Genomic DNA, 12,416 nt, shown 5'->3' with positions numbered 1-12,416 from the left:
ATAAACCCGGCGGCGTGATGCGACTAAAGCAATGTCTGCTCTGCCCCTATAGCGACCGACTTCGGGCGGTAGCGCAATATGTCGCGATGGGCCAGAGCAGCGGACATTCGCTCTAAGGCCGGCGAGCAGACGTTGGGACAATCCGGCCATGGCATGCGTCTGTCCACGCATGGCCGGATCGGCCAAGCGTGGACGTGTCCGTGTGATCAGACAGTCGGGACAGTGCCGCCGTCGACGACGAGTTCCGAACCATGGATCGAAGAGGCGCGATCCGAGGCCAGGAAGGCGATGGCTTCGGCGACCTCGAATGGTTCGGCTCCGCGCCCGATGGCAATGCCGCCAAGGCCGTCCAGGACGAGCTGGCGCGCGTCCTCTAGCGTGCCGCCGTTGGCGGCTTGGATACGTTCCAAAAACACCCCGGTCCCCTCGGTCATGATCCAGCCGGGGGACACAGCGTTGACCCGCACGCCCTTCGGCCCCAGTTCCTTGGAAATGGACTTGCTGTAGGTCCGAAGCGCGGCCTTGGCGGCGGCGTACGCGGTGGTTGCCTCGGGAAGCGGCAGGACGGACTGGATGGAGGTGACGTGCACCACCGCGCCGGCGCCCCGCGCGATCATCTGCGGGATCAGGAGACGATCAAGACGGACCGTGGCCAGCAGGTTCAAGTTCAGTTCGGATAGCCAGTAGTCATCGGTCAGGGCGACGAAGCCGCCGCCTGGCGTGGTCGAGCCGCCGAGCACATGGGCGAGAATGTCGACGCCCCCCAGACGCTCGAGCGCCGCCTTGGCCAAGGCTTCGCCGCCCTCGGCCGTCGTCAGGTCCGCCTGGACGAACTCGACGCCATCGATGGGATCTAGGGCTCTGCGGGCGGAGGTGATCACCCGGGCGCCGCCGGCCAGGAAGCGGTCAACGGTAGCGCGGCCCAGACCCTTGGTGCCGCCGCTGATGAGCACGCGCTTTCCCGCGAACTCGATCGGATCAGCTTTGATGGTCATGCCGTGATCTCCAGAGCTTTGATGGCGTCATTTTCGAGCGTGAAGCGGTAGGTGAAGCGGATCGGGCTCCCCTTGAAGTCGCCATGGGCCGGCCCTTCGACGACGACCTGATCGTCCTCGTGCCGGACGGTGTCCGGTGCGAAAATCGCCTTCACCGCCACCACTTCGTCCTCAAAAAGACGCCTCAGTTCAGCGTGTCCTTGAAGAACGGCGCCGTTGTCGCGAAGGACGGCGTCGGCTGCGAAGGGTGCCAGCATGCCATCGACGTCCAGGCGGGCGTTGGCAGCCACATATGCGGCGATGGGGATTGGAAGTTCGAGCAACATTATTTTTGTCCTCCTTGCTTGCGGTCGCAGCCGCGGCGGCTGCAAGTGCGCTTACCAGTCAAGATAGCGATAGACAGAGTCCACGATAATGAGGATAATTCGGGATGTTTCATCACGAAGAACGGGACAATGGCGCAGAGTAGCCTGACGGAATTGGACGCTGTTCTCATGGTCGCCCATCGAGGCAAGTTCCGCACGGCTGCGCTTGAGCTCGGGGTTTCGACGACTGCGCTCAGCAATGCGGTCGGAAAGCTGGAGCGCACGCTCGGCGTACGGCTCTTCAACCGGACGACGCGAAGCGTCTCCTTGACGGAGGCAGGCCAGCAGTTCGTCGCTCAAGTCGCTCCCGCCGTGCGTGACATTCATGAGGCGATGGAGGTTGCGCGGTCTCAACAGGCCACGCCTTCGGGCACACTGCGCATCAACGCCTTTCCGACAGCCGCGCGGGAGATTTTCTCTTGGCTCGTCCTACCGTTTCTCCAAGTGCACCCTCAGGTCCATATCGACATCGTCACGGAGGGTCGCCTGGTGGACATTGTGGCGGGCGGCTTCGACCTCGGCGTCCGTAGCTCAGACCTTGTGCCAGTCGACATGATCGCACTCCCATTGGGGGTCGCGCGGCGCAATGTTGTGGTGGGCACACCGAGCTATTTGAAAGCGCACGGGACGCCCGTGATCCCGCAGGATCTCGCCGAGCATTCCTGTCTCCGCGTCCGGCTTCCCAATGGCGCAATCTACCGCTGGCCGTTCGAGAAGGACGGACAATCTGTCCAAATCGACGTTGAGGGCGCCGTCACCCTCGACGAAGCGAGCCTCGCACGCACCGCGGCCCTCGCCTCCGTCGGTCTCACCCTAGCGATGGAATCCGACGTACGAGACGACATCGAGGCAGGCCGCCTTGTGCGCGTGCTTGAGGATTGGATGCCCGCTTTGGCGCCCTTGAGCCTCTACTATCCGAGCCGGCGCAATCCGACCGCCGCGTTCAAGGCCTTCGTCGACTTCGTGCGACGGCAAAGTGGAGCCAGCATTACCCTGACGCCGTCCATAGCTTCGGAAGCGCCAGTAACGGACATTGGACCGCTGTAAATTCAACGTCCGTTATGGGTCATTTTCGGCGCACTTGGCAGAGATTGGGGACTGGTTGATGTCCGCTCCTGTCCGTAAGCGCCGTACCAAGAGCGGGCTAGGAGCGTTGCGTTTGGCCGGACCGCCGTGATTCAAACTCCCGAACTGGAGGCTCGAATCATGCGCTACGAACTCACCGACCATGAATGGACCGCCATCAAGCCGATGCTGCCGAACAAGCCGCGTGGCGTTCCTCGGGTGAACGACAGACGGGTCCTGAATGGCATCTTCTGGGTCCTCCGATCAGGAGCACCCTGGCGTGATCTGCCAACGGCGTTTGGCCCATACACCACTTGCTACAACCGCTTCGTTAGGTGGCGGCGGGCCGGTGTTTGGGGCCGCATCATAGAAGCGGTTGCCACTGCCCATGATGGCGATGTCAAGATGATCGACACCTCCATTGTCCGCGTGCATCAGCATGGAGCCTGCATCACAAGGAACCAGCGCCAGTCGATGGGAAGGTCCCGCGGCGGCTTGACCAGCAAAATCCATGCGGTGGTCGATGGCAATGGTTTGCCGGTACGGCTGGCGCTGAGCCCGGATGAGGCCCATGACGTTCGACTCGCCGGAAAACTGCTGTCTCGTTTGAAATCCGGGTCAATGCTGCTTGCCGACCGTGGCTATGATGCGGACTGGATCAGGAAGCTTGCCATGAAGAAGGGCGCGTGGGCCAACATCCCGCCGAAAAGCAATCGCAGCGATCCGATCTGCTTCAGCCCCTATCTCTATCGGGCTCGTAACCACGTCGAGCGGTTCTTCAACAGGATCAAACAATATCGTCGGGTGGTGACACGCTACGATAGGCTCGCCGCTAACTACCTCGCCTTCGTTCAACTCGCGTCAATCAGGCTATGGCTGCGCCTTAATGAGTCCGCGTCCTAGCAGCGTCAGAGGTGGTTTTCGATTTATGAGGACACGTCCCACAGCCTCGGCCGCTTCAGCGCGGCTCGGCATGAAGAATTTCAACCTGCATCCTGCGCGCGGGCCGGATGCGCCGCGGACCACTTAGCCGTGGCATGCTGGACAGCGGCGATGAACAGGGCCGTGGTAACCCCGAACATCATCAGCCCGTTGGCGGCCTGAAGCGGCGCAAGTCGCCGCATGCGGCCGCTGAGAACCACGTCGCCATAACCAAGCGAGGTGAAGGTGACGCTGAGCGGATCAGACAGGCTCGACGGATTTGACATTGCCTTCGGTATCCACAAGGCAGCTTGTCTTCTTGCCGCCGGCATCGAGCTCGACCTGATAGGTTTTGGAATCGATCTTGCTCGAGGAAACCGGAAGGATCTTGGCGCTGTCGACGCCGCTCGCCTTGGCGACCGCATTGGCGCAAAGAAGCTGAAGATCCGCTGGAGCCGTTTCGACCTGGGTCCTCGACATCTGCTCCGGAGCCGGCGGCGGCGTGCTGACGCACGCGCTCAAGCTCTGCACCATGGATCCAAGAGCTACGGCCAGGATCGATCTTCTCACTGCACGTTTTGCCGACATTGCTTGTCCCTCTCCGAATGCCGCCTCACACGCCCTTGTAAAGGGCCGCCCCCTGCATGAGAACGATGACCTTGGCGCCAACCTTGACGCGCGACGCGAGGTCGGTGATGTCGTCGTTCCTCATCCTGATACACCCTGACGACACGTCGAGCCCGATCGTCCAGGGCTCCGGCGTGCCGTGTATCCGATAGATCGTGTCCTGATCGCGCTCATAGAGATAGAGCGCCCTGGCGCCGAGCGGATTGTCGGGCCCTCCCGGCATGCCTCCCGCATGTTTGACCGCGTTCGGATCACGGGCGAGCATTTCGGCCGGAGGCGTCCAGGTCGGCCATTCCGCCATGCGGCCGACGCGCACGATACCAGCCCATCCAAACCCTTCCCGACCGACGCCGATGCCGTAGCGCATGGCCTTCTGGCCTGATTGCACAAGATAGAGAAAATGCTTGTTGCCATCGATGATGATCGTACCGGGCACCTCGGCGGTGCGGAACTTGACCATCTGCGGCCGAAATGCCTCGGGCACCTCCTTGTGAGCGGCGTAGTATTTTCGCGCTTTCTTCTTGTCGTAATCGACCCACTTGTGGGTCTGCGGATCGAATACCTGCGTTTGAGCGGCATACGCCAGTGTCGCGCCGATCGCGGTCATGACAAGCGCCGCGCCAAGAACCAGGCGGCGACCAGCCATTCCGCGATCATTGCTTTTCGAAGTGACGGAACGGTTTGCGAGCAAAAGAGTCATGTTCGTCCCTGCCCCTATTTCGACCAGGCGTTCAGCCGGTCTTGATGATTTGCAACCCAGGTCTGCGCGTACTTGGCGGGATCCTGCCGGTCGACCTGCAATGCGTAGCTCATCTCGGTGACCTCCTCTGGTGTGAAGTCGATATGGGAGAGGAAGGCCGCCACTTTCGGCAGGCGTTTCGCCGTGGAGGACGCGAAGCCGATGTAGAAATGCGATGCGTCCCACGCCACCGGTGCCTCCGATTTCGACAGCCAGTCAGGGTCGTCGCTCGGCATCACGATGTGCCATTTGGCGGGATCGTATTTCGGCTCGGTCAATTCGACGATATCATGGAGTTCGAAAATGTGGTGCGGACTGTAGCAATAGAAAGCGATCGGTTGCCCGGTTGCCGCGGCCGCGTCGACCGCAGCCATCGCCATATCTTCCGGCATTTGAAGGAGCGTCATCGTTTTTTCATAGCCGTAGCTCTTGGCCCGGATCTTCTCGATGCTCGTCGACGACCAGCCCAGCGCGCCAATCCACATTTCGCCCTTGCCGTCGCCGTCGGTATCGAACACGGACGCCTTTTTCGGATCCGCCAGATCTGAAATGTCCTTGACGCCATATTTGTCCGCCGTCTCGCGCGTGACACAGATGCCTTGCGTCGCCGGCACACCCTTGGAACTGAGGTCAACGGTCTTGCGCCCGTCGACGTATTTCTTGACGAGTGAATCGAAATTGGGAAGCCAGATTTCCGGATAGACGTCGACCTCACCGGTATCCATTCCGGCGAATGCGGTCATGGTGCCCATCTCGCGCACGTCGGCGTCGAGTTGGAGTTTCTGCTTGATGCCGTATTTGATGATATTGGCGGCCGCCTGGCCCGACGGCCAGTTCGGCATTGCGATGAGGAGATCCGCCGCAGGCGCCTGGCCATGTACCGCCAGCACCGTCAACGCTGCTAGCGACACTTTCAGCAGATGCTGCCGAAATCGACTGTCCATCTTCTCCCCCTTGCGTCGAGACTGAATGAACCGCGGCGGCAACGAGAGGACTCCCGATCTGCCGCGGCAAGCACCAGCCTGTGAAACCAACCATCATCATGACGGCAAACTGCGGAACCGGCGCACCGCCGTCAAGACCGCTTGTCTGCCAGCCGGCGTCCCATCCCGTTGATTGGTCGTGTTGTCCCCGAGCCTACCGGACCGAACCGGCGGCGGAACGTAAGTTACGTGGAAGGGAGGGTAACTTTCTGACTGCGAGGCCGTTCGAAGGAGCGGTCGGACCTCCGCTGGGATGGCCATGAAAGGCTGGGCTCGCATCGGCGGCTTGTCGACCACATAGAAAATCGGCCCAAGCGCACCCTGCCCGACGACGACGATCGCTAGTAGCAATTACCGGAATCGGCTTCCCTGGGTGAGCATGGGCGATAGGACCTGTTCGAGTGATACCCATCGCCGTAGTACCGGTCGCCATAATACGGGTCGCGGTAGTACGGATCGCCGTAATAGCGTCCGCTGTAATAGGGCCTGCCGTAGTAGGGCCTGCCGTAGTAGGGTCCGCCGTAATACGGATCGCCGTAGAAGCCGCTTCGGTAATACCCGCCGTAGTAGCCGTTGTTGTTGGCGATCATACTGCCGAGCAGCGCTCCGGCGACAAATGCGCCGGCGGGGAACCAAAAGTCGTTGTGCCGGTGGTATCCCGGACGATAGTGGCGGTAGCCGCGATAACCCCTGTACCAGCCATCCTGAATCTGGAAGACATCGGACTGCGCGCCTTGTTCCCTGGGCACGAAGATCGGTGCGGCATCAACTGGAACAGTGCTCGTAAGTGCAAAAGCTGCGACCAGGGAGGTCGCTATGCCTGACAGGAACCTCATGATCACGTCCTCGCTGGTGGCAATGTTTACCGTATGCGAAACGTCGTCATTAACTGCATGAAACGCCGTCGATCCAAGATTGTTCCTGAGACATACAAATTGTCAGAAGTCTCCCAAACGTTTGACAGGCAGGCAAGGCCGCCGACCATCGGCATGCTTGTAACAGACCGAATTTGGCCAGCCTGAATTATCTGCTGCGGCCCGGCGCCGAGGAATGGTCCTCTCTTGCCCTGCCCAACCGTTCTATTTCGAGCGAATAGCAAAACAGACTGAACAGAACCAACAGGACCTCCAACAACTTGACTGCTCCCTGAATGAAAGAAGGGAATTGATCGAGTTCCGGTACGTGGCGGAAAAGAAGACCGAAAACAAAGCGCCTCCAAAGAAGAAACTGACTCGGCTGGCAAACGGGAACAGGTGCCTCACCAAGGCATTGCGAAACGGTGCGGGGATCGCAACCCAGCGAAACCTGACCCAGTAACAGGCCTGCAGAACCGGCGCACCACAAGCCACTGCGGCCTGCTGATAGGGGCTGATGTCCTGTGGTTCTCCCAATTGGGTGATTACTTGCCGGAAGATCGGGAAAATCGTGTAAAATAGGAACATAGCGGCAGCAGTCTCAATGACCATCAAGATGACGTAGCGGATGTTGTTGCTGGTCATGCTGCACTGTCCTCGACGCCCATCCGGGACGCAACGGGATACGGCGAGCTGTCAGTTTCAGCGAACAATACAGCGGAAACCCAAATGGCTTGTTGACGTGTCTACGGGCTGCGCCATGCGCGCGGCTGGTCGGTAGCGCCGGCAATAGTTGGGAGCGCAAAGATGCGACCCACCCTTCATCACCTTGCGTGGGATCTTGATCGCCGGCTGTCTTGGATCGAGACTGTCCTCCCGTTTGGCGCCCCGGGGGTTATCCACCGTGCAGCATGGGCTGTCGATCCGGCCATGCTCCTGGTACCAGTCGGTCGTCCATTGCCAGACATTGCCGGCCATGTCGTGGAGACCGTAGCCGTTGGCGGGGAACGACCCGACCGGCGCTGTATACTCGAATCCATCTTCGAGCGTGTTGCGGTAAGGGAACTCGCCCTGCCATATGTTGGCCATGTGCATGCCGTCCGGCGTCAACTCGTCGCCCCAGGCGAACTCGGCGCCAGCGAGCCCGCCGCGCGCCGCGAACTCCCACTCGGCCTCGGTCGGCAATTCCTTACCGGCCCATTTTGCATAGGCCTCGGCATCCTCGTAGGCCACATGGACGACCGGGTGGTCGGCAAGCTTCTTGATCGAACTCGCCGGGCCGCGCGGATGACGCCAGTTGGCACCGCTCACATAGACCCACCAATTGTAGTGGTCGCGAAGATCGACCCGTTGTTTGGCCTTGATGAACACCGCAGATGAAGGCGCAAGCTTGTCGGGCTGCCAGCCGGGATAATCATCCGGGTTCGCCGGCAGCTCGGCCACCGTCACATGTCCGGTTTCCTCGACGAAGCGCGCGAAGTCGCGGTTGGTGACGGTGCAAATGTCCATCCAGAAGCCGCCCACCGTCACTCGGTGCGCCGGTGCCTCTTCCGGATAATGCTTGTCGGAACCCATGAGGAACCCGCCGCCGGGAATCCAAACCATCCGGTCGTGGGGCGAACCGACCGGCGTAGAGCCGGCGAGCGTTCGTTCGGTGTCGGCAAGTTTTGTCATGGCTTTATCGTGTCGTCCTTGATGCAATGCCCTGTTGAGGCCACTCAGGGTTCGAACGAAAACACTTTAGCCCAATCGGCCTTCATATCGACAACCGTCCAACCGCCATCAGCGGCCGCGTCGAGGCCCTTGTCGAGGCGGCCGATGCTCGACTGCCGATCGTAGGCCCATTCCCGCTCCGCGTCGGTGTGGTGGACATAGAGACAGAAGTGCGGTCCGGGACCAGAACAGGTCCACTGCAGCATCTGCAGATCGCCGTCGGAATTGCCGAACGCCGCGATGGGCCGCCGGCCGATATGCTGGTGGATGCCGACGGGCTTGCCGGCCTTGTCGTCGATGAAGTTGATTTCCGGCAGCCGCATGATCACCGGGATGCCGCCGTGCATTTCGAAACTGGTCTTGCCGCTGCTGCCGACGACCTGCTCGGGCGGTATGCCATAGACCTTCTCCGTCCACGGACGCATGAAATCGATGCCGCCGCCCGAGACGATGAAGGTCTTGAACCCGTTGGCCCGCAGATAGGTCAGGAGCTCCAGCATCGGCTGATAAATCATCTCCGTGTAGGGCCGGCCGGTCTTCGGGTGCTTGGCGCTTGCCATCCAGTCGAGAACGATCTGATCAAACTCGTCCGTGGTCATGCCGGAATGCGTGGCCATGACGATTTCCATGATCGCCGGTTCGCCGCCAGCGAGCGCGGCTTTCACGTCGCCCTTCAGCAACGAGGCAAAGGGCTCTTTGTCCTTCCACTCCGGATGCTGAGGCGCCAGCGCCTTCACGCGGTCGAGGGCGAACAAGAGTTGAAAATACATTGGCTGCTCCGCCCAGAGCGCGCCGTCGTTGTCGAAAACGGCGATGCGTTCGGCGATCGGCACGAAATCCGCCGAACCTTCCGCAGTCACGCGTTCGACGAAGGCGACAATGGACTGCTTGGCCTGGCCGTCATTCCAAGATGGAAGCTGATCGGCGTTCTGCGCGGTGGCAGAGGCAGCGACCCCCAATGACAGGAGGATGGACAAAAGGTAGCGCTTCGCGGCGCAAGTAAGATTGGTCATAGCTTGATGTCTCCTCCAGGTCAGCGCCCCTCGGGAGCGCCATCATCAAAAAGCGGCTACCGGGAAAGGTGATCGCTCGGGTTCGTTGGGCCTGACTCTCTCGCGGCAGCTGCCAAACCGGCTGACTGAGGTCCGTCGCGGTGTTCGAACAGCAGCGTCCAAAGCCTGCCTTCCCCAAGCACGACGTTGAGTTCCCTGGACGCCAAGTAGGGGATCAATATCAGCAGCATGATCAGGCTTGTCGCAAGCGTCTGCGGCAGCTTGTATCCTCCGAATTCAGCGAGGGAGGCGGCGCTTGTTCGCCCGTGAACCAGCCCGACGATGACTTCCTCAACGACCGAGAGGACGAGAAGCAGGATCAGATATAACAGGGCCTTGTAGGCTATGACGTAGACGATCCTGCTTCGACGCCGGTCGCCCAATCGGATCATGTGTCCAAGCATTATGAACTTCGCCAGGATCAGTGCCTTGATGGCCGCCAGCCCTGATGGCAGATAGCTGATGCCCTCCTGGCCCAGGATCGCTACCTTGTAGAGAATGAGCGCACCAAAGCAGACGAATAGATACAACGACAGGAGCGCGTACTCGCGCAGCTCGTTCTTTGCCCTCTGAGCAATGGTCTCGGTCGAAGGATTGTTCGCGACTGCCATTGATCTGCTTCCGAGTTGGCTTGGAGGCCGCGCCTGCCGACAGTGCGAGCGCGGCCTATTCAGAGCGAAGACTCAGTTTCTGCCACCCTCCTGCAATTTCGCCAGGACCTGATCGAGCGAGAAGCTGCCGGGCTTCTGCCGCGGCGGAAACTCAACATAGGTTTGGAGGTGTTTGGCGACATAAGCCTGCGCCGGCACGAGCGCGAAGGCGTGCTCGACGCGCCATCTGTCGTATTCCCCGGCGTCCGTCTGCGCCCGTTCGAACGGGTCGCCCTTGATGTCGAAGAGCTTCGGGAACCGCAGCGGAATCAGCGGGTTCTCCCACACGGCAAGCCCCTCCTCGCGCTGCTCGAGGAAGACCATCTTCCAGCGTTCGTAACGCAAGCCGGCGAGGTTGCCGTCATCCGTCCAGTAGAAATATTCCCGGCGCTTGCCTTCGCCTTCGCCGGCCAACACGTCGCGTTGGTCGTAGCCATCCAGATGCACTTTGAAGCTCTTGCCGGCGGCATCGTACCCGGTCAGCAGTTTTTCTACGACGTTTGGTTCGCCGGCGGCGGCGACCAGCGTTGGCACGAAGTCTTCATGTGACGTTATGTGGTTGATTTCGGTTCCGGGCTTAATGACGCCCGGCCAGCGCATCATGCAGGGCACGCGGTAGCCGCCTTCCCAGTTCGTGTTCTTCTCGCCTTTGAAGGGCGTGGTGCCGCCGTCCGGCCACGAGAAAACCTCCGCACCATTGTCGGTCGTCCAAAGGACGATGGTGTTGTCGGCGATGCCGAGGTCATCGAGCTTGCCCAGAAGCTGACCGACCATGCCGTCCATCTCCACCATGGCGTCCGCATAGATGCCCAAGCCGGTCTTGCCCTTCGAGGCCTCCTTGAGAAAGGTGTAGATGTGGGTGCGGGTCGAGTTAAACCAGCAGAAGAACGGCTTCCCATCCTGGCTCGATCGCTCGATGAAGTTGAGCGCGCTGCCGAGGAACTCTTCGTCCACGGTTTCCATGCGCTTCTTCGTCAGTGGGCCGGTATCCTCGATCTCCTGTTTGCCCACCCGTCCGAAGCGCGGATCCTCGGTAGGATCGTCGGTTGCACTGGCCTTGCATTTCATCACTCCGCGCGGACCGAACTTGGCCTTGAATTCGGGGTTTTTCGGGTAGTCAGGATGCTCCGGTTCGTCTTCGGCGTTAAGGTGATAGAGATTTCCGAAGAATTCGTCGAAGCCGTGAACGGTTGGCAGGTGCTCGTTTCGATCGCCGAGATGGTTCTTGCCGAATTGCCCGGTAACATAGCCCTGCGGCTTGAGCAGTTCCGCGAGTGTCGGATCCTTCTCCGACAGCCCTTCTTTGGCCCCGGGCAGACCGACCTTCAGGAGGCCGGTGCGGAAGCAGGATTGGCCGGTAATGAATGCGGCGCGGCCTGCGGTGCAGGATTGCTGGGCGTAGTGATCTGTGAAGATTGCGCCCTCTTTGGCAATCCGGTCTATGTTCGGTGTGCGGTAGCCCATCATGCCCCTGTTATAGGCGCTGATGTTCCAGTAGCCGACGTCGTCGCCGAAGATGACGAGGATGTTTGGCTGTTTCGCGGTGTCTTGCGCTTGCGCCGGGCTGGTTGACGCGACTGGCGCCAGGGTTGCTGCTGCAAACAGCGAGACGCCACTCAACAGAAGGTCTCGGCGTCGCATCGACAATGCCGTCTGGCTTTCATGATCGGTCGAGCTGGGTTGCTTTTGCTTGTCACTCATCTCAAGTTCCTCCCTTGGTGTGCTTCTATTTTCAATGATCCCAGTTTGTCGGCGAGATTGACCCTTCCGCAGCAGTTCGCGTTAGCCGGCAGGCGCGTACCAGGTGGCGTCGATCTGAGGCGCGACGTTCCAGTTCGCGAACCTAACCGTGTATTGCGGCGCTCCGGTCACCCACTTGGTGGTGATGACGTATTTCATCGGCAGCCGCCGTTCGCCCTGCTCGATCCATATCTGCCAGTCAACGGCGTCGCCGCGAAATGCCAGATGATCGCCCTTGATCCCGGAAATATAGGCCGTGTCTACCACCGAACCCTCGTGGACTTCCGTCATCAACGCGGCATAGGGATCGGCCGACAACAGATCGGCACCGGCGGCGTCCATCCCGGTGGCCATGCGAACCTCTTCATCGATCGTCGGTCCCGGGCTCGCAAGCTGGGCATAAACGTTCAGCGCCTTGCCATAGACCGAAACAGTCTTGCCATCGAAACTGATTTCCGCATCGGCATAGGGACCCTTGCGGGTAATGAAGAGCTTGCCGGGGCGAGAGATGGTTGCCGTGCCCGAGGCGCTGAACTGGATCTTCTGTCCGGCATTGTCGACGATCGCGATCAGATAGTCCCGGCTGAACTCGATCTGCTTCGCAGAGCGCCACTCGGCAAGGACCGCATCCCTGACCGTCTCGAAGGGCTTCAGCACGGTCGCCGTGTGCTGCGTGACGAGCACCAGATGAAAGCCATAGCCGGATTTCACC

General features: G+C 60.5%; 15 protein-coding genes. 2 read left to right on the top strand and 13 right to left on the bottom strand.

Annotation, left to right across the window (positions count from 1 at the left end; genetic code table 11):
• Window positions 1-206 precede the first annotated feature (206 nt).
• Both OHD62_RS21455 and OHD62_RS21450 read right to left on the bottom strand, forming a co-directional pair.
• Window positions 207-995: an SDR family oxidoreductase gene (locus OHD62_RS21455; protein WP_263786885.1), complete on the bottom strand. Its 789-nt coding sequence runs from the start codon at window positions 993-995 to the stop codon at window positions 207-209.
• Complete coding sequence (locus tag OHD62_RS21450; RefSeq protein WP_263786883.1) at window positions 992-1,321, bottom strand: nuclear transport factor 2 family protein; 330 nt, start codon at window positions 1,319-1,321, stop codon at window positions 992-994. The genes OHD62_RS21455 and OHD62_RS21450 overlap by 4 nt, the downstream gene beginning before the upstream one ends.
• A 129-nt stretch (window positions 1,322-1,450) precedes the next feature.
• On the opposite strand from OHD62_RS21450, the gene OHD62_RS21445 reads away from it, so the two are divergent.
• Together OHD62_RS21445 and OHD62_RS21440 are read left to right on the top strand one after the other, a co-directional pair.
• Entirely contained in the window at window positions 1,451-2,407 is a 957-nt protein-coding gene (locus OHD62_RS21445; protein WP_263786881.1) for a LysR family transcriptional regulator, read from the top strand.
• 159 nt (window positions 2,408-2,566) lie between these two features.
• Window positions 2,567-3,328, top strand: coding sequence for an IS5 family transposase (locus OHD62_RS21440; protein WP_263786879.1), 762 nt, complete (start codon window positions 2,567-2,569; stop codon window positions 3,326-3,328).
• An 80-nt stretch (window positions 3,329-3,408) separates the two neighbouring features.
• On the opposite strand, the gene OHD62_RS21435 is transcribed toward OHD62_RS21440, so the two are convergent.
• The 11 genes from OHD62_RS21435 to OHD62_RS21385 form a co-directional block, all read right to left on the bottom strand.
• The gene (locus OHD62_RS21435; protein WP_263786877.1) at window positions 3,409-3,633 is read right to left on the bottom strand and encodes a potassium channel family protein; all 225 of its coding nucleotides are present in this window, start codon (window positions 3,631-3,633) and stop codon (window positions 3,409-3,411) included.
• Window positions 3,608-3,826 (bottom strand): hypothetical protein, encoded by a 219-nt coding sequence (locus OHD62_RS21430; protein ID WP_263786874.1) that lies wholly within the window; start codon window positions 3,824-3,826, stop codon window positions 3,608-3,610. Before OHD62_RS21430 ends, OHD62_RS21435 begins: the two co-directional genes overlap by 26 nt.
• Before the next feature lie 133 nt (window positions 3,827-3,959).
• Window positions 3,960-4,619 carry a L,D-transpeptidase gene (locus tag OHD62_RS21425; RefSeq protein ID WP_263786872.1) on the bottom strand — a complete coding sequence of 220 codons (660 nt, stop codon included), beginning with the start codon at window positions 4,617-4,619 and terminating at the stop codon, window positions 3,960-3,962.
• Window positions 4,620-4,687: 68 nt separating this feature from the next.
• Window positions 4,688-5,656, bottom strand: coding sequence for a glycine betaine ABC transporter substrate-binding protein (locus OHD62_RS21420; RefSeq protein WP_263786871.1), 969 nt, complete (start codon window positions 5,654-5,656; stop codon window positions 4,688-4,690).
• Window positions 5,657-6,036: 380 nt separating this feature from the next.
• Window positions 6,037-6,531 (bottom strand): BA14K family protein, encoded by a 495-nt coding sequence (locus tag OHD62_RS21415; RefSeq protein WP_263786869.1) that lies wholly within the window; start codon window positions 6,529-6,531, stop codon window positions 6,037-6,039.
• A 243-nt stretch (window positions 6,532-6,774) separates the two neighbouring features.
• The gene (locus tag OHD62_RS21410; protein ID WP_263786866.1) at window positions 6,775-7,194 is read right to left on the bottom strand and encodes a hypothetical protein; all 420 of its coding nucleotides are present in this window, start codon (window positions 7,192-7,194) and stop codon (window positions 6,775-6,777) included.
• 57 nt (window positions 7,195-7,251) lie between these two features.
• Entirely contained in the window at window positions 7,252-8,223 is a 972-nt protein-coding gene (locus OHD62_RS21405; RefSeq protein ID WP_412177405.1) for a formylglycine-generating enzyme family protein, read from the bottom strand.
• A 44-nt stretch (window positions 8,224-8,267) separates the two neighbouring features.
• Window positions 8,268-9,275: an HAD family hydrolase gene (locus OHD62_RS21400; RefSeq protein WP_263786864.1), complete on the bottom strand. Its 1,008-nt coding sequence runs from the start codon at window positions 9,273-9,275 to the stop codon at window positions 8,268-8,270.
• Between the two features lie 56 nt (window positions 9,276-9,331).
• On the bottom strand, window positions 9,332-9,925 hold the full coding sequence (locus OHD62_RS21395) for a hypothetical protein (RefSeq protein WP_263786863.1): 594 nt from the start codon (window positions 9,923-9,925) through the stop codon (window positions 9,332-9,334).
• A 72-nt stretch (window positions 9,926-9,997) separates the two neighbouring features.
• Entirely contained in the window at window positions 9,998-11,605 is a 1,608-nt protein-coding gene (locus OHD62_RS21390; protein WP_263788490.1) for an arylsulfatase, read from the bottom strand.
• Window positions 11,606-11,746: 141 nt separating this feature from the next.
• Window positions 11,747-12,415 carry a DUF2092 domain-containing protein gene (locus OHD62_RS21385; protein WP_412177404.1) on the bottom strand — a complete coding sequence of 223 codons (669 nt, stop codon included), beginning with the start codon at window positions 12,413-12,415 and terminating at the stop codon, window positions 11,747-11,749.
• Window position 12,416: the final 1 nt, after the last annotated feature.

Origin of the sequence: Mesorhizobium sp. YC-39 (assembly GCF_025753795.1) — a bacterium.
Classification (GTDB): domain Bacteria; phylum Pseudomonadota; class Alphaproteobacteria; order Rhizobiales; family Rhizobiaceae; genus Mesorhizobium.
Note: the sequence above shows the minus strand (reverse complement) of the source record. Positions and strands in the feature narration are given on the sequence as shown.